We start from the raw sequence: 18,349 nt of genomic DNA on the forward strand, positions 1-18,349 counted from the left end.
ATTTAGGCTTTTTCTACATACGCAAAGGTAAGGAAGCTGACAAAGTATATGAATTTGAGATTTTCCAGAAATAAACAAAGTGATTATATTTACCAGAATTTTACTTTTTTCACACAAAATACCTGCTGATTTTATGAATTATCTACGTTTTCTTGCTGCTTTCTTTATTTTAAGTGTTTGTTTTTCTTGTAAGACAAAAGAGGTTGTTAAACCTAATTCTCCACCAAGTCCTTTTACCGTTACGGCAACACTGGCTGATAATGGAAAAGACATCATATTAAAGTGGACAAAGAGCAAAGACCCCGACGGCGATGCCGTAACTTATACAGTTGTTTATAAAGATACGCTTATCAGACACTTGAATGATACAACCTACATAATAAAAAACGTGCCTTATGATACTGAAGTGAAAGGAAGTATTGTGGCTAAAGATTTAAAAGGCGGGGCAAATGTGGCACAATTTAGTAGCAAAACACCCTCCTTATATATTAAAATACCAGACATTAATTTTGAAAATGCCTTAATTAGGTTAAAGATTGACGATATTCAAGACGGGCAGGTTTTAAGAAGCAATGCTGAGAAAGTTACGGATTTAAGGCTCAATAATTCCAAGAGTAATAATAAAATAAGTAGTTTAACTGGAATTGAAAGTTTTATAAATTTAACATATTTGGACTGTACCTATAACCAATTAATTTCATTAGATGTAAGTAAAAACACAAACTTGGTTTACTTATTCTGTTATATCAACCAATTGGATAGTTTAGATATTAGTAAAAACACAAAACTTATTCAAATAGATTGCGGAGGGAATAATTTAATAAGTTTAGATGTAAGTAAAAATAAAGCTATGAGGTCTTTGGCGTTTGCTTCAAATGAAGTAACAAATTTAGACATTAGTAATAACCTAAATTTAGAACGTTTAACTTGTAGTGGAAATCAATTAACACATTTAGATTTAAGCAAAAATATAGGTTTAAGGTATTTAGATTGTAGTTACAATTCGTTAGTAAATTTAGACATTAGTAACAATTCATTTTTAGACGAGTTCTATTGTAGTTATAATCAATTGACACGTTTAGATTTAAGTAAAAATACAGTTTTGCGTAATTTTTCTTGCTTCGTTAATAATCTAACAAGTTTAGATGTTAGTAAAAACACAAAATTACGACTTCTATCTTGTTCGGAAAATCAATTATTAAATTTAGATATCAGTAAAAATACAATTTTGGAAAACCTATATTGCCAAAACAATAAAATCCAAACCATTTGTGTAAGCAACTTAAACCAACCCCAAATAAGGTGGCAAAAAGACCCAACCGCCACATATAAAGTCTGTAATTAAACTAAATTTCCTCTTTTACTCCAACAAATAGGGCTGAAAAAGAACTTTTCTCTAAAAAAAATACAAAAACTCTGCTACAAGTTTTGCTTTTCAGAACTTGTTTGTCTAATTTTGCACGCTGAAATAAGAGTACATCTTAAAAACTGTTTCTGATTTTAATTTAAAAGTTCTCAATAAATGGCAAATATCGGTAAAGTCTCGCAAGTAATCGGACCCGTAGTGGACGTAAGCTTTGAAGGCGAAGGTTCTCAAATCCCTCCAATTCTTGATGCGTTGTCAGTAACTAAGGCAAACGGTCAAAAAGTAATTCTTGAAGTACAACAACACCTTGGTGAAGACCGTGTTCGTGCAATTGCGATGGACGGAACCGAAGGTTTACAACGTGGTATGGAAGTTGTGCACTTAGGCACACCAATCACAATGCCAACAGGTGAAGAAATCAAAGGTCGTTTATTCAACGTAGTTGGTGAAGCGATTGATGGTTTAGGTGAAGTGAATACTAAAGGTATGTCTATTCACCGTGCAGCTCCTAAGTTTGAAGACTTAGCAACTGCTACTGAAGTACTTTTCACTGGTATCAAAGTAATTGACCTTCTTGCTCCTTATGTAAAAGGTGGTAAAATCGGTCTTTTCGGTGGTGCGGGTGTAGGTAAAACCGTATTGATTCAAGAATTAATTAACAATATTGCAAAAGCATACTCTGGTCTTTCAGTTTTTGCTGGTGTAGGTGAGCGTACTCGTGAGGGTAATGACCTACTCCGTGAGATGATTGAATCGGGTATCGTAAAATACGGCGATAAATTCAAACACTCAATGGAAGAAGGTGGTTGGGATTTAAGTGCTGTAGATAAAGAAGCATTGAAAGAATCACAAGCTACATTTATCTTCGGACAAATGAATGAGCCTCCAGGTGCACGTGCACGTGTAGCCCTTTCTGGTTTGACAGTTGCCGAACACTTCCGTGATGGTGATGGCGAAGGTAAAGGTCGTGATATCCTTTTCTTTATAGATAATATCTTCCGTTTTACACAAGCAGGTTCTGAGGTATCAGCCCTTTTAGGTCGTATGCCTTCTGCCGTAGGTTACCAACCAACATTGGCAACTGAAATGGGTGCTATGCAAGAGCGTATCGCTTCTACTAAGCGTGGTTCTATCACTTCAGTACAGGCCGTTTACGTACCTGCCGATGACTTGACTGACCCTGCTCCAGCAACAACCTTCGCTCACTTAGATGCAACAACTGTATTGAGCCGTAAGATTGCTGAGTTAGGTATCTATCCAGCCGTTGATCCTCTTGATTCATCTTCACGTATCCTTTCTGCTGATGTATTAGGAGATGCACACTATAACTGTGCTCAACGTGTGAAAAATATCTTACAACGCTATAAAGAGCTTCAAGATATCATCGCTATCCTTGGTTTGGAAGAACTTTCAGAAGAAGATAGATTGACAGTATCACGTGCACGTCGTGTACAACGTTTCTTGTCTCAACCATTCTTCGTAGCTGAGCAGTTTACAGGTTTGAAAGGTGTATTGGTTGATATCAACGATACAATCAAAGGCTTTAACCAAATCATTGATGGTCTTTATGACCACCTTCCAGAGGCAGCCTTCAACTTAGTTGGTACTATTGAAGATGCAGTAGCTAAGGGTGAGAGATTGATTGCAGAAGCTTCTAAATAAATTAAGAGTTAAGAATTAAGAATGTAGAATTTTCAAACCATTCTTAATTCTACATTCTACATTCTTAATTACAAAGAAATGAACTTAGAAATAATTACTCCTGATAAGAAAGTTTACGCTGGTGTAGTTGACGCGGTTACATTACCGGGGACAAACGGTGGATTTCAAATTTTGAAAGACCACGCACCAATTGTAAGTACACTTGCCAAAGGAAACTTGGTTATCGACATTAACGGTAAAAAAGAAACATTCCTTGTTGATGGTGGTGTAGTTGAAGCAGCTAAGAATAAAGTTTTAGTTTTGGCTGAATCGGTTGCTTAAAACCTTTTTTTATAGATACTCAAAAGAGGCATAGAGAAATCTGTGCCTCTTTTGGTTTTATGGGCGAAAAGAGAGTATATTTACTCAGATAAAAGGCAATACCTTCATTAATTTTGAACCTCAAAGAATATTATTAGGTTATTAGAATATATTATATCGATTGAATGCTCATAGATAATCACGGAAGACCTATTAATTACTTGCGATTGGCTATAACTGACCGCTGTAATTTGCGTTGCTTTTATTGTATGCCAGAAGAAGGAATACAATATTTGCCAAAGCCGCATTTATTGAGCTACGAAGAGATGCTTCGTCTTTGCCGAATTTTGGCTGAAATGGGCATTAGTAAAGTTAGAATTACAGGCGGAGAGCCGTTTGTTCGCCGTGATATTATTCCTTTTCTGTGGAAATTATCAGAAATTGAAGGTATTGAGAAGATAAATATTACGACCAATGGCGTACTTACAGCACCATTAGTGCCAGAGTTAAAGCAAATAGGCATTAGTTCGGTTAATCTTAGTCTTGATTCGCTCGACCGCCAACGGTTCTTCGAAATTACTCGCCGTGATGAATTTCCGAAGGTTTGGGCTACTCTTGAAGCTCTTTTAGCACACGATATTCCCGTTAAAGTCAATACAGTAGTAATGGCTGGTAAAAATGATGCTGATATTTTATCAATGGTTGAGTTGGCTCGTAACCAAAATGTATCGGTGCGTTTTATTGAAGAAATGCCTTTTAACGGCGAAGGTCTTCGCCCCGAACAAATGGAGTTTTGGAGTTATCGACGAATCATTGATTTAATTCGCTCAGAACATCTTGAACTTTACAAATTACAAGATGAACCTAATTCTACATCATATAATTATCATATTCCGAATTTTAAAGGTACAATTGGCGTAATCGCAGCATTTAGTCGAACCTTCTGTGGTACTTGTAATCGTATTCGTGTGACACCAACGGGTAGTTTCCGAACTTGTTTATATGATGATGGTGTTTTCAACGTAAGAGATTTCATGCGTCAGAAATTATCAGATGAAGAAATCAAACAGCGAATTTATGATGCTTTACAAAATCGTGCAAAAGATGGTTTTGAGGCCGAAAATCGCAGGTCTGGTGCCATTTCAGAGTCGATGACTACGATTGGTGGTTAATATCAACGAAAGAAATTGATGATAGAATGCATATTAAATTTAGAATAAAACTTTACCAAATATCAAATTTATAGTTTATGTTAAAAGCAGAAATGGTTACCGATAAAGGTACAATGACAATTGAGTTTTACGAACAAGACGCTCCAATTACAGTAAATAACTTTGTTACATTGGCAAAAAAAGGTTTTTATGATGGCCTAATTTTCCACCGTGTGATTCCAAACTTCATGATTCAAGGTGGTGACCCAACAGGTACAGGTGCTGGTGGCCCCGGTTATACAATTCCGTGTGAATTAACAGGTAATAATCAATACCATGATAAGGGAGTACTTTCAATGGCTCACCGTGGACGTAATACTGGTGGTTCGCAGTTTTTTATTTGTCATAATCGCTCAAATACTCAACATTTAGACCGTAATCATACTTGTTTCGGTAAAGTTGTTGAAGGATTGGAAGTGGTTGATGCAATTCGTCAAGGAGATAAGATTCAGAAAGTAACAATCATTGAAACTGAAGCGTAATTCAGACTAATATTAGCAATAAAAGCTGCTCAGAAACTTGTTTTTGAGCAGCTTTTTCTTTTTCCACCATCAAAAACAATTATTTCTTTCTATCTTCGCAAAAAATCAAACTTCATCGTTTTTATATGAAAAAACTATCCATCTTTACTATCCTAAGCCTAAGTTGTGCTTTGGTAGTTGAGGCACAAAGACCAGCCGCAACTACAGAGTATAACGCTAATACTCGATTTGAGCAAATGGGCACTGCTCTTCCAACTCCTAATACATTCCGCACAGCAGCGGGTAGCCCCGGAAAAGACTACTGGCAACAAAAAGCAGATTACGACATTAAAGCAGAATTAGATGACACGAAACAATCTATTTCAGCTACCGAAAAAATTACTTACACCAATAATGCCCCAGAAGAACTACGTTATTTGTGGCTTCAACTCGACCAAAATCTTTTTGCTAAAGGTTCGATGGGTTCAAATATTGGCCAATCGGCTATTAATCCTGCCAATGGAGCAAGTTTTAATACTTTATCGAATATGACAGGAGCTAATGCCAAAGATTATGGTTTTAAAATTTCAGCTGTAAAAGATGCTCTTGGAAAAGATTTGAGATATACCATCAACGAAACCATGATGCGTGTAGATTTACCAACACCTTTAGCAAAAGGTATGGCTTTTACGCTACAAGTTGATTGGAAGTTTAATATCGTAGATTTGAAAGGAAGTGGTGCAAGAAGTGGTTACGAGCTTTTCCCGAAAGATGGAAATGTTTTATATGAAATTGCTCAGTGGTTTCCACGCATGGCCGTGTATGATGATGTAAATGGTTGGCAAAACAAGCAATTTTTAGGTCAAGGTGAGTTTACACTTCCATTTGGTGATTATAAAGTAGCCTTGACAGTGCCAAACGATATGGTTGTTGGTGCAACTGGCGAACTTCAAAATGTGAAAGAAGTTCTAACTCCCACACAAATCAAGCGTTGGGAACAAGCCAAAAACACGAAAAATCCAATTGCAATCGTAACGCAAGAAGAAGCTGAAGCTGCTGAAAAAGGTAAGCCGACTGGCAAGAAAACTTGGGTTTATGCCGCAAAAAATGTGCGTGACTTTGCTTTTGCAGCTTCTCGCAAATTTATCTGGGATGCCATGCAAGTTGATGTAGAAGGTAAAAAAGTTTGGGCGATGTCGCTTTATCCAAAAGAAGCGAATCCACTTTGGGGACAATATTCTACTCGTTTAGTGGCTCATACGCTTACAAGTTATTCGAAGCGTACGATTCCTTATCCGTACCCAGTTGCGTATTCGGTGCATGGCTCGGTTGGAGGTATGGAATACCCAATGATGAGTTTCAATGGGGCAAGACCTGAACCAGATGGAACTTACTCTGAAGCAACGAAAAACTTCTTGATTTTAGTTGTTATTCACGAAGTTGGACATAACTTTTTCCCGATGATTGTGAACTCTGACGAACGTCAATGGTCGTGGATGGATGAAGGTTTAAACTCATTCTTGGAAGGTTTAGCTTGTTTGGAATGGGACAGAAACTTCCCAGCAACTGGTATTGAGCCTCAATATATTACGGGCTATATGAAAACCGACCCAACTAAGCAGAACTCAATTATGAGTAGCTCAGATAATATTTTACCGGGAACATTTGGACCAAATGCTTATTCGAAACCAGCAACGGGTTTAAATATCTTGCGAGAAACAGTGATGGGGCGTGAATTATTTGATTACGCATTTAAAGAATATGCACGTCGTTGGGCATTTAAGCATCCAACGCCAGCCGATTTCTTCCGTACAATGGAAGATGCATCGGGTGTTGACCTAGATTGGTTCTGGAAAGGATGGTTCTATGGTGTTGAACCCGCTGACCAAGCTATTGCTAATGTAGAATGGTATAGTATTGATAGTCAAGACCCTACTAAGGTAAAAGCAACAGCTAAAGCGGATGCAGATGCTAAAGCACAAACACTAAGTAATATCCGAAACAAAACTGATATCAAAGAAACAGTTGTGGAGGCTGACCCAACCATGAGAGATTTCTACAATAGTTATGATAAGTATGCAGTAAGTGATGCCGATAAGAAAAAGTATGAACAATATTTATCTACTTTAAGTGAAGAAGATAGAAAGCTTGTAGAAGAAGGTAAAAACTTCTATGTGGTAAGTTTGAAAAACAAAGGTGGGTTGGTAATGCCTGTAATTATCAGAATGGAATTTGAAGATGGTACACACGAAGATGTAAGAATCCCAGCGGAAGTTTGGCGTTTGAATGATAAAGATGTAAAGAAGACTCTCGTTACAACAAAAAAAGTTGCCAAATTCAAACTTGACCCTTATCACGAAATTCCAGATATTGATACTTCTGATAATGCGTTTCCGAAAGAACCTGAGCAACCAACAAAATTCCAAGCCTTTAAGCAAAGAAGTTTTGGTGGTGGTTCAAACCCAATGCAAGAAGCATTGAAAAACAAACCATCAGGAACCCAGACAAGTGGAGAGAAGAAGTAAGGAAAATAGATAAATTTTCTTAATTTTAACGGTGAAGTCAATCAACTGGCTTCACCGTTTTTTATTATCATTCAACAACAAAATCATCATGCAGACGCTTCAACTAATCATAGAAAACAACATTGCTCGTGTAACTATCAATCGACCAGAAAAAGCCAACGCTCTCAACCAAACAGCATGGGACGAAATAAAAGGAGTTTTTGAAAGCCTTGACGAAAACCCTGAAGTAAGAGTAATTGTGCTTGATGGAGGAGAAAGCAAACACTTTTGTGCAGGGATAGATTTGAGTTTATTGATGTCGGTTTCTCAAACAAATATCGCTTGCGATGCCCGTCGGCGTGAGCGTGTACGTAAAGATGTATTGCGTTTACAGGCACCGATTGATGCTATTGAAAATTGCTCAAAACCAGTTTTGGCGGCCATTCATGGTGGTTGTATTGGTGGAGGAATAGATTTAATCTGTGCCTGTGATATGCGTTATTGTACAGATGATGCCTATTTTACTATCAAAGAGATAGATATGGGAATGGTGGCAGATTTGGGCACTTTACAGCGTTTACCAAAGATTATTGGCGATGGTTTGGTGAGAGAAATGGCCTACACAGGCAGAAATGTTGAAGGAAAAGAGGCTGAGAAAATCGGTATAGTCAATCGCTCGTTTACTGATAAAGAATCAATGATGACAGAAGTGATGAAAATAGCGGCAATGATTGCTTCTAAATCACCCTTATCTATTCGTGGGACTAAACATATTTTACTTCACACTCGCGATCACTCTGTGGCGGATGGGCTGAATTATATGGCCACTTGGAATGCGGCTATGCTACTTTCAAATGATTTAAAAGAAGCTTTCTCTGCAAAGTTAGAAAAGCGTAATACAAATTTTGAAGATTGAGTAAAACTGCCTAATTTTAATATTATGGATACTTAGTTGTGCAATAGAATTGGAAAATTTCAATAAAACCGAAAGAAAATTAGCTTTTTTTTAAGGAAATAGCTCATTTATTCTAAAAAAGTTGGCTTTTCAATTGGAAAGGCTGTAATTTTGCACCCGAATTTGAGCAAATGCCTAATTCTTCAATTTTATTATCAAAATTTTACATCTAAGTATCATGTCTGCATTAAATTTAGTTGCCGACAGAATCAATGCGTTGGAAGAATCAGCCACGCTTGGTATGTCGAAAAAGTCTCGTGAATTAGCGGCACAGGGACACAAAGTAATCAATCTCTCCGTTGGAGAACCTGATTTCAAAACCCCAAAACACATCTGCGAAGCTGCCAAAGCAGCTATCGACGCTGGTTTTCACCACTACACTCCTGTAGCAGGTATTCCTGAACTACGAAAGGCTATTGCAGACAAGCTTAAACGTGAGAATAACATTGATTGGAAACCTGAAAACATCGTAATCTCTACTGGTGCAAAACATTCTTTGGCCAATGTGATTCAATGTTTGGTTAATCCAGGAGATGAAGTAGTAATTTTGGCTCCATACTGGGTAAGTTACTCAGAAATGGTGAAATTGGCAGACGGCAAATCGGTAATTGTTGATGGTGCTTTTGAAAATGATTTCAAAGTAACTCCAGCACAATTAGAAGCAGCTATTACAGAGCGTACGAAAATTGTAATGTATGCTTCTCCAAACAACCCAACGGGTTCGGTGTATAGCGAGGCAGAATTGAGAGCATTAGCGGCAGTAATCGAAAAACACGAAAATGTGTTTGTCTTAGCTGATGAAATCTACGAATATATCAACTTTACAGATGAAGGCCATTTCAGCATGGGGTCTATTCCAGCATTGAAAGACCGTGTAATTACAGTAAATGGTTTTGCTAAAGGTTTTGCCATGACTGGCTGGCGTTTAGGATATATTGCCGCAGCAAAATGGATTGCTGATGCCGTAGAAAAACTTCAAGGACAAGTTACATCAGGTACCAACTCTATCGCTCAACGTGCAGCAGTTGTGGCATGGGATGATACAGCGGCAGCTGAATCAATGAAATTGGCGTACTTACGTCGTCGTGATTTAGTGGTTGGTTTATTAAGAGAAATTCCAGGTTTTAAAGTAAATATGCCAGATGGTGCATTTTATGCATTTCCTGATGTAAGTTATTATTTCGGAAAATCTGATGGAAACGTAACCATCAAAGATGCTGACCAATTGTGTATGTGGTTGCTCGAAACAGCTCACGTAGCACTTGTTGGTGGTGGTTCGTTTGGTGCTCCAAATTGCTTACGTTTATCAACCGCTGCCTCTGATGAAGCTCTGACAGAAGCGGTGGCAAGAGTGAAAGCAGCTTTGGCAACATTGAAATAAGGAGATTTATGTTTAAGGAAGACTTCGCTCTAAGCGAAGTCTTCCTTATTATATCAACCCCTCCAATCCCAAACCACAACTCTCCAAACTTCGCCTAAGGCTTCATCATGAAAATCTTTTACTGGGATAAAACCCACACGGGCGTGAGCCTTCAATGAACGTGTATTATTCGTTGAAATATCGGTTACGCACATTTCAAATTTTGCAGCTAATTCTTCTCGGAGTTTCTGATACATTCCATCAAAGAAGCCCATACTTCGGTAGCCCTCTCCCACACAAACTTGCCCCATAACTACATAATTAAAATCTTTTAGCTTTTGTTCGTCGTAATCGATTTCATCAATAGCCTCGAATAAGGTCTTTAGTTCTGGAACACCGTTTTTAAATTCTGGCAACATAGCTAAGCAATAAGCCACAACTGTATCTCCATCTTTCACGATAACACTTGGTTGGGCATCGTTCATAGCCTTCAATACGGCATATTCGTGCTCTACCGTTACAAATCCTTGACTTTGAATTTGTTCTGGTGTGAGGTTTTTCTTTAAGTTTTTTTGTTGGAGGGCTAAAATTCCCCTTACGTCCTCGTCACTGCTAACGGTTGTAATGATTGGATTCATTGAAGTACTGACGTTTGATTAAAGCTCGAAATTAAAGTTCTTTATCAATGAATTAAAGGATTTACTACATTGAATTTTATGCACCATAATTAAAGGAAAAAATTTCGCTTATTTACTCATAATCATATTCGAGTATTCGTAGAAAACTTCCTATTATTCATCTATCTTTGGGCATTGTTTAACACTACGTCAATCAATTCATGAACTTCAAAAATATTATCTCAGGCTTACTTTGTAGCTTTTTTCTTTGCCCACAAATAGGTATCTCACAAAATACGACTGAACAATACCTCTTGGTTGGAACCTACACTCGCAAAAATAGCGAAGGAATTTACGTCTATAAATTTAATTTAAATACGGGCGACTTCAGTCGTGTTAGTGTAGCTTCGGGCATTAAAAATCCATCTTTTTTAGCTGTTTCTCCTAATCAAAAATTTGTTTATGCAGTTTCAGAAATCAGCGATGGGATAGTCTATTCGTACAGTTTCGATAAAAATACGGGTATGCTCACAAACCTAAATACGCAGTCGGCTGGTGGGGCAGACCCTTGCCATATTAGTGTCGATAAAACAGGAAAATGGGTTTTAGTTGGTAATTATTCGGGAGGAAATTTATCTATTTTACCAGTAGAGCCGAATGGTTCGCTTAGTGCTGCAAGTCAAACAATTAATCATTCTGGAAGTGGACCCAATAAAGGTAGACAAGAAAAACCACACGTTCATTCGGTGAATATTTCTCCGAATAATCGAGATGTTTTTGTGCCAGATTTAGGAATAGATAAAATCATGACCTATAGCCTAAACGCACAAAATGGTAAATTAGTAGAAGGAAAACCAGCGTTTACGAAAGTGGCTGATGGTTCGGGGCCTCGCCATTTTACGATTCATCCCAACGGAAAATTTGCCTATGTGATTCAAGAACTAAGTAGCACGGTTACAGCCTTTAATTATGTTTCAGGAAAACTATCTCCTATTCAGACAATTACTACGCTTGCGAAGGATTTTAAATATAAAAACAAGAGTTTTTGTGCTGATATTCATATCTCGCCCGATGGGAAGTTTTTATATGGCTCAAATCGTTTTGTAGATGCAGGAAATAAAAACGGCATTTTTGCTCCTAATAATACTACTGATACAATAGTAATATATAGTATTGACCCCAAAACAGGTAAACTGACTTACATTGGAAATGAACCAGTTTTAGGAAAAATACCTCGTAATTTTATGATTACACCCAACGGAAAATTTGTTTTGGTTGCCAATCAAGAAACAGACAATATCACGATTTTTAATAGAGATGTTAAAACAGGAAAATTATCGCCAACAGGTAAACAAATTGAAGTTCCTGTACCTGTTTGTTTGAAGATGATTGATGTGAAATAATTTAGTAGGACAAGTTTCTAAGTTGTTTTGATATTTGACAAGTTAAAAACTTGTCCTACAAGTAGGATTGCATGGAGCAGTTAATTTGAAAAAAAATCAGTTTTAGCTAAAACTAACTTGTAGCTAGCTAAAACCGATTTTAAAATAACAAGTTGGAAACTTGTGCTACAACCTTACAAAAATAAACTTAAACTCGCACCAAATTGCCAATTTCTCGGCATGGCCGCATTAAAGAAACGATTACCAACCGCATTGATGTCGTTTCCGAGGCTATATACTTCATTTAGTAGATTATCGCCAGCGGTATAAATATTCAAACCAACTCGTTTGAAACTCTTACGAAAACCAATTCTGGCATTTAATAGTTTATAGCTATTTGCATAAACGGTATTGGCATCATTGAGAGGCATTCTATCTGTAAAGTTAAAGGTAGAATTTAGGTAAACGCCAATTTTTGTTTGTAAATCTAAGCCCGAAACCCATACTTGGCGTGGCACGCCCGTAAGTGCATTTCCCGATAAGTCGGTTTTGAGTTGTAAGTAATTCTTGAAGCTATAATCATTGAAAGTATAGCTCGTGAAAAGGCGTAATTCTTGAATAAATTCTTTATCAACATGCTTGATGATAAAGCAATTCAGTGATAATTCAAGTCCATTTTGAAGCGTGCTTCCTGCGTTTGTAAAAATCTCTCTTCCTGCATTATCAGTTCTTCGAACGATTGTATTTTTTAAGCGAAACGAATACGCCGTAACATCAAAATTAATTCGCTTGTTAAATAAATTTCCCCGTGTACCGATTTCGTAGTTAATGCCCTTTTCGGGTGCGAGCGATGGGACAAACGAACTAGTTTGGTAGCCACTGATATATTCTGTAACGGTTGGCGGTGAAAAACCACTGCTAACACTCGCAAAAATTGAGATTTTATCTTGTATATTCTTCAAAAGGGCAATTCTTGGTAAAAATGCCGCAGGTAATAACTCGGAAATCGGCTTGATTTTCGGAGCATCCGATAGACGAGTAAAATCATACTTGAAACGATTATAGCTACCGCCAATTGTCAGAATAAAGTTTTGTGGCAAATCGGTTTCCAACTGGCCAAACAAGAAATAATTCCAAGCGGCTACGTTATCATTGGTTTGTAGGGTATCAATTACTCCTGCTTTATTCCCAAAATTGCGAATCACCCAAGCTGACTTTTGTAGTTCACCACCAACTGTAAAACGATTTTTGAGTTGCCCCAAATCAAAAACATAATTCATGCGTGTACGACCACCAAAAGTCTGTTCATTACGAATTTCATAATTAGTAATAAATGGATTACGTAGCTCCGAAATTGTTCCATAAACACTCGTTACGTTTGTCCAATGAGAATTAAGGTGGTATTCTTGCGAAACACCAATATTGAATAATTTCTGATAAATTCCTGCTTTTTGTTGAATCGGACTTGGTAAAGTAGCAGTGGCCAAACGAGCCTGACTTGGGTCTTTTTCGAACTGTGCTTGTGTAAGTCCACCGGGCGTTTGGTAATGAATATCAGAATAAAGTGTTGAAATATTTAAGGTTTTCTTATCTGACACGAAATAACTTGAACGCCAGCTAAGAACATCTCGCACCATTGCACTGTTTTGTCGATATCCATCAGATTGGGCGTGGGCATAGCTCAAAACACTATTGACTTTCGCCGAAGCCACATTCCAAGCAAGATTACGATTTTGTAAACCATAACTGCCATAAGCTATGCTAGAAGTGAGATAATTGGTGCTTTCTTTCTTGCCTTCTGCCTTGCTTCCGCCAAGCAGGATTACACCGCCAGTTCCTGCCCCATAAACACTTCCTGCGGGTCCTTTGATTACCTCAATATTACTGATAGTATTCATATCAATGGCATTTAAAAAGGTATTGCCATTACCATCAGTTAGCGGAATATCATTCCAGTAAACTTTTACATTACGCACCCCAAAAGGCGAACGTAGCGAACTTCCACGAATGGCTAAACGATAGCTTCCTGGCGAGCGTTCTTCCATGCGTACTCCCGCTAAGGTATTAAAAACGGGTACAAGTGTAGTATTTTCAAATCGTTGTATGTCTTTGATTGTCAGTAAATTAACTGAGGCAGCGGTTTCGCTTAACTTTCTTTCTGATTCAAAACCTCGAACAATAACTTCATTGAGTTGCTTTGTGGAATCTGCTTTTTGGGCAAAACTATTGAGAGCAATAAAACTGAAAATAAGAATATTTGAAAAGTAGAATTTAAGCATTTGTTTATTTAAAATGTAATTATTCATTAATTGAAAAAGCTCCAGTATCGTAGAGCGAAATTAAGTTAAGGTGTAAACTATCGGCTTGGTGCTTGAGGTTTTCAACCACATAACGTTTGTTGGAGTCATCAACAATAATTAAGCCTGTTTGAAAATTTGTAAAAGAAGGATTCAACTTTCGAATGGCATTGTTTGAAAGCAAAACATAATCAGCATTTCCTTGCAATTTTCCATTAAACTTCTGCTGTAACCATAAGATTTTCTTTCCTTCAAAATCTAAATAAGTGATACCTTGTTTATTTGTATACTGGTTTGAAGCCAATTTGTTTTCATTTACAACTCCAGATTTGTCATAATAGTTTTTCAAATGGAAATCATGTGTTTTTTCGCTATTAAGTAAAGTTGTATCGGCAATGAATGTAGCTGATTTGCCATCAATAATACTAATACCCGATTTTTTAGGAATAAAATGAAAAGTGAGGCTTTTTTGTTTACTCTGTAAATAATCTTGACTGATGTTAAAACACGTTAGAACAAAGACGAGAGCTAAACTTATGCGTAGATATTTGAATTCTAATCGAAGAAAGAAAAATACGATTAGTAAAATTATGGCATAAATGAGAATTACTTCGGTAAAGGAAATAGAAAAGCCTTTTAAAGTAGCAAAGGGTAGTTTTTCAAACAAAAAGATACTTTTATTAAGAAAAACCAACGAATGTTTTAGAATAAAGCCAAATACAGTACCTAAAAATGGTACTTTCGCCAAAATTAGCAATGCTAAACCCGCGGGTAAAACAGCAAACGAGAAAAATGCTACAAACGGATTGGCAATTAAAAAATAAGTCGGAAACTGATGAAAATAATAGACACTCAAAGGAAATGTAAATAATTGTGCTGCAAAACAGACACAAGTGCCTTCCCAAAGACTTCTAATAATTGGGTTATTGGGCGATAATAATTGATATAAATAAGGATGCAAGAAAACAATGCCAATAATAGCCAGGTATGAAAGCTGAAAACCTACATCTATCAACCAAAATGGGTTCCAACAAAGCAGTAAAAGAGCTGAAATAGCAAGTGTATTATAGATATTTTGTCGGCGGCCAATTGCTGTTCCGATTTGAATGAATGAAAACATGACCGTTGCTCGAAGAACAGTAGAAGAAAGCCCAGTGAAAATAGCGTATCCCCAGAGAATACCAATGACAAGTACAGTGAAGATTTGTTTGCCGAACTTGCCACGCTTTTTTATCCAGCCTAGCATCCAACCAAGAAATAAAAACAAAATTCCCACGTGCATACCCGAAACTGATAAAACGTGGATGGCTCCAGAGGCTGAGTAAGCATCAAGAAGGTCGTTGTCAATATCATCTCGTAAACCTGCCACCATTGCACTCGCAACGCCATATTCGTTCGGTGTTTCAATGCGTGCCTTGAAAACGCTATCGGCATATTGATTGGCTTTATACGAAAACTCCAAAAGTTTTGAAGGAGCCTGATGCCCAATTTTTTCATATTCTTGTCCCCACAAAAAATGGTGCGTATAAATACCTTTGTATTGTAGAAACTTTCGGTAGTCAAATTCTTCAGGGTTTTTTGGTGCTTCTACTTCACGAGGCATATTTTTTATTAGAAAAACATCGCCATATTGTGGTTTTTCAGACGCTTGTTTGTTGAAATAAAGAAGTGTTTTCCCAGTTGCTTTTATCCATTGACCATTTACTTTGATGGCATTTATTTCAGCTTCTACCTTAAAAGTTTTAGGCTTAGTTTCAGAATTACCAATAATAGTTGCTTGATAATGACTAAACTGAGGAAGATTTATGAAATGGTTTGGCTGATTGCTTGCTGTTTTGAAATGCGTAAGACTCCAACCAGCCAAAAAGATAATTGCCATTAATGCACTTCCGCGAACCACAGGCTGGCGGAAGCGTATCGAAAGACCAAAAATTAGCATCAAAAAGCCAATCAAGTAGTAGATAATTTCTGTTGGAAAAGAAATAGCATAGGAGTCGGTTTGGAGATAAACCGTAATTCCTAAAATGAAAAATAGTAAATATCTAACTACTGGAAAAGCGTTGAATTTCATTTCTTGATTAATTTATCTAATAACCAATTATGGATAATCTCATTTTCTTCAGGGAAAGTCCAATGACCTGTTTCTTGGTATAATTTCAATTCTTTGGGTGAGGAAATTGAATTATAGGCCGCCCACATCGAAGTTGGTGGACAAGTTTCATCATTGAATCCCATTGAATAAATGCACGGAACTTTAAGATTTTTGGCAAAATTTACTACATCATAGTAAGCCGCAGTCTTAATTTTAGCTTCGGTATTGTGATGCGGATTATTTTTATCAAAAATATGCGGCCAACCACCCGCACGACCTTTCAAATACCCAACCATGTCTGACATGGCAGGGTAAGTTGGAGCCGCCCACTTCACACGAGAATCGAGAGCCGCTGTAACAATTGATAAAGCTCCTCCTTGACTTCCACCCGTTACGGCCAAGTTTGTCCCATCAAATTGGGGTAAACTTACCAAAAAATCGTTGGCACGCACACAGCCTAAAAATACTTTTTTATAGTAATATTGGTCACGGTTATCTAAGTTATATGTCCAATAACCGCTAAGTGCCGCTGCTCCTAAGTCGGTATAAACACTGGCATCCAAAGTTACAGGAACACCATGAATACCAATTTCTAAAGTAATAACTCCTTTTTCGGCAGTTCTCACATCTCCTGAATACGGACGCACACCCGCACCCGGTACACGCAATAAGGCTGGATATTTTCCTTCCTTTTTCGGCATACACAAAATTCCGTATAAACGAGTAGTACCACCTTCTTTATAATTTTGAAGATTTAGGTGGTAAACATTTACTGTTTCGGTGCATCGTTCGGGCAGCAAAGTCATTTTTGCGTCCATAGGTACTTTGGCGAGATTTGCTTTCGCCTTATTCCAAAACTCATTAAAATCGCTTGGCATTTCAACGGCTGGTTGAATTTTTTCGGGCTCAAAGGCAGCTGTTGCTAAATTTCGGTATTCTTTTCCATCTACTTTGGCAATAACCGTACAGCGTAAAAAGCCCGAAGTTGTCATTGTTCCGCCATCAAGTTTTATTACGCCATCTTTCAAAACTGTACTATCTTTTTTGGTTTCAAACTTTTCTGGCCCAATTTGATAGATAATTTTGGTGTTTTTTAGAGGATTTCCCCATTTCGATACCGTTACCGAAAACGTAACTTTTTCACCGATTTTATATGTCCAATCTTCATGGTCTGGTGCAACCATAACTTTTATCATTTGGGTAGAAGGTTGTGCAAATGTTAGGCTACTTAGCAGCAGAAAAGATAGAATATAGAAGAGTTTTTTCATTTCAAATATGATTTTAGGGTTGAATATTTTTGTAAAATTGAGTGGCTTCGACTACGCTCAGCCACCCATTTTCCACTTTATTTAATCAAATATGGTCTGATAATTTTTGTCCATTCAGCATAGCCTGCGGGCTTCATGTGAAGGCTATCGCCCACGAAATAATCGCCATTGATGCTTCCATTCGGACGATACATGGCAGGACGAATATCAATGTAAGTAAAGTTTTTATGTTTTTTGATATACTCTTCTATCATAGCATCAGCTTTAGCTACTTTCGGCCAATCAGCTTTTCTTGAAATGGATGGTTTCATAGAAATATAATAAATCTTGGCCTTTGGTAAACGATTTTGGATTAATGTAGCCAACTCAGCGAAGTTATCGAATACTTGCTCGGGGGTACGTTGTGGTTTACCAATAAATAGGTCATTTTCGCAGTAAAGTACAATGTTTTTAGGTTTATACGGCACAAGCATTCGTTCGGCATAATAAGTCATTTCTGGAAAAGTAGAAGCACCAAAACCATGATTAATGACCGAAAGTGGAGTAAAATCTTCTTTTAGGGTTTTCCAAAGTCTAATACTTGAGCTTCCGTAGAAAACCGTTTGTCCTTGTAGTTTTTCAAGGCCAATTTCTGCATCTTTTTTCTCATAATTTACAATTTCATTTTCGAGTCGGTCGATTTTATAATCTACTTCATCGGGAGGGGCTATGGGTATGTGCGTAAGTGTTCGCTGACAAGCAACTGCAAGAGCTAATAACGCTGAAAAAAAGAATAAAGATTTTTTTGTCATTTTTTGAATAGGGTTGAATAATTGATAACCAAAAATAGTAAAAACTCGTTTTAAAGATTTAATAACCTCTACAAAGTTATTAA

14 protein-coding genes are annotated in these 18,349 nt (G+C 37.2%); 9 read left to right on the plus strand and 5 right to left on the minus strand.

The annotated features are described in order from the left end of the window. Positions 1 to 133: 133 nt before the first annotated feature. The 8 genes from EMTOL_RS21735 (at position 134) to EMTOL_RS08340 (ending at position 9,840) form a co-directional block, all read left to right on the plus strand. Positions 134 to 1,345 carry a fibronectin type III domain-containing protein gene (locus tag EMTOL_RS21735; protein WP_015028832.1) on the plus strand — a complete coding sequence of 404 codons (1,212 nt, stop codon included), beginning with the start codon at positions 134 to 136 and terminating at the stop codon, positions 1,343 to 1,345. Between the two features lie 177 nt (positions 1,346 to 1,522). Beyond that, on the plus strand, positions 1,523 to 3,028 hold the full coding sequence (gene atpD, locus EMTOL_RS08310; RefSeq protein WP_015028833.1) for a F0F1 ATP synthase subunit beta: 1,506 nt from the start codon (positions 1,523 to 1,525) through the stop codon (positions 3,026 to 3,028). A 78-nt stretch (positions 3,029 to 3,106) separates the two neighbouring features. After that, entirely contained in the window at positions 3,107 to 3,349 is a 243-nt protein-coding gene (gene atpC, locus EMTOL_RS08315) for an ATP synthase F1 subunit epsilon (RefSeq protein WP_015028834.1), read from the plus strand. A gap of 164 nt (positions 3,350 to 3,513) precedes the next feature. Then, on the plus strand, positions 3,514 to 4,500 hold the full coding sequence (gene moaA / locus EMTOL_RS08320) for a GTP 3',8-cyclase MoaA (RefSeq protein ID WP_015028835.1): 987 nt from the start codon (positions 3,514 to 3,516) through the stop codon (positions 4,498 to 4,500). A gap of 77 nt (positions 4,501 to 4,577) precedes the next feature. Continuing rightward, positions 4,578 to 5,021 carry a peptidylprolyl isomerase gene (locus EMTOL_RS08325; protein ID WP_041693483.1) on the plus strand — a complete coding sequence of 148 codons (444 nt, stop codon included), beginning with the start codon at positions 4,578 to 4,580 and terminating at the stop codon, positions 5,019 to 5,021. A gap of 125 nt (positions 5,022 to 5,146) precedes the next feature. After that, a complete protein-coding gene (locus EMTOL_RS08330) occupies positions 5,147 to 7,525 on the plus strand; it encodes a M1 family metallopeptidase (protein ID WP_041693484.1) in 2,379 nt (792 codons plus the stop codon). 88 nt (positions 7,526 to 7,613) lie between these two features. Continuing rightward, the gene (locus tag EMTOL_RS08335) at positions 7,614 to 8,420 is read left to right on the plus strand and encodes a crotonase/enoyl-CoA hydratase family protein (protein ID WP_015028838.1); all 807 of its coding nucleotides are present in this window, start codon (positions 7,614 to 7,616) and stop codon (positions 8,418 to 8,420) included. 217 nt (positions 8,421 to 8,637) lie between these two features. Next, on the plus strand, positions 8,638 to 9,840 hold the full coding sequence (locus tag EMTOL_RS08340; RefSeq protein WP_015028839.1) for a pyridoxal phosphate-dependent aminotransferase: 1,203 nt from the start codon (positions 8,638 to 8,640) through the stop codon (positions 9,838 to 9,840). Positions 9,841 to 9,893: 53 nt separating this feature from the next. Here the strand turns inward: EMTOL_RS08340 and EMTOL_RS08345 are convergent, their stop codons facing one another. Next, on the minus strand, positions 9,894 to 10,457 hold the full coding sequence (locus EMTOL_RS08345) for a GNAT family N-acetyltransferase (RefSeq protein WP_015028840.1): 564 nt from the start codon (positions 10,455 to 10,457) through the stop codon (positions 9,894 to 9,896). A gap of 200 nt (positions 10,458 to 10,657) precedes the next feature. Here EMTOL_RS08345 and EMTOL_RS08350 point away from each other — a divergent pair, with 200 nt between their 5' ends. Continuing rightward, positions 10,658 to 11,839, plus strand: a complete 1,182-nt coding sequence (locus EMTOL_RS08350) for a lactonase family protein (protein WP_015028841.1) — start codon at positions 10,658 to 10,660, stop codon at positions 11,837 to 11,839. A gap of 173 nt (positions 11,840 to 12,012) precedes the next feature. Here EMTOL_RS08350 and EMTOL_RS08355 read toward each other — a convergent pair whose 3' ends face one another. The 4 genes from EMTOL_RS08355 to EMTOL_RS08370 all read right to left on the minus strand — a co-directional run bounded on the left by EMTOL_RS08355 (position 12,013) and on the right by EMTOL_RS08370 (position 18,266). Beyond that, complete coding sequence (locus EMTOL_RS08355) at positions 12,013 to 14,097, minus strand: TonB-dependent receptor (protein WP_015028842.1); 2,085 nt, start codon at positions 14,095 to 14,097, stop codon at positions 12,013 to 12,015. Positions 14,098 to 14,116: 19 nt separating this feature from the next. Beyond that, positions 14,117 to 16,186, minus strand: coding sequence for a ComEC/Rec2 family competence protein (locus EMTOL_RS08360; RefSeq protein WP_015028843.1), 2,070 nt, complete (start codon positions 16,184 to 16,186; stop codon positions 14,117 to 14,119). Then, positions 16,183 to 17,475, minus strand: coding sequence for an acetylxylan esterase (locus tag EMTOL_RS08365; protein WP_015028844.1), 1,293 nt, complete (start codon positions 17,473 to 17,475; stop codon positions 16,183 to 16,185). The genes EMTOL_RS08360 and EMTOL_RS08365 overlap by 4 nt, the downstream gene beginning before the upstream one ends. A gap of 77 nt (positions 17,476 to 17,552) precedes the next feature. Further along, the gene (locus EMTOL_RS08370) at positions 17,553 to 18,266 is read right to left on the minus strand and encodes a GDSL-type esterase/lipase family protein (protein ID WP_064197201.1); all 714 of its coding nucleotides are present in this window, start codon (positions 18,264 to 18,266) and stop codon (positions 17,553 to 17,555) included. Positions 18,267 to 18,349 lie beyond the last annotated feature (83 nt).

The organism is Emticicia oligotrophica DSM 17448 (assembly GCF_000263195.1).
Taxonomy (GTDB): Bacteria; Bacteroidota; Bacteroidia; order Cytophagales; family Spirosomataceae; genus Emticicia; species Emticicia oligotrophica.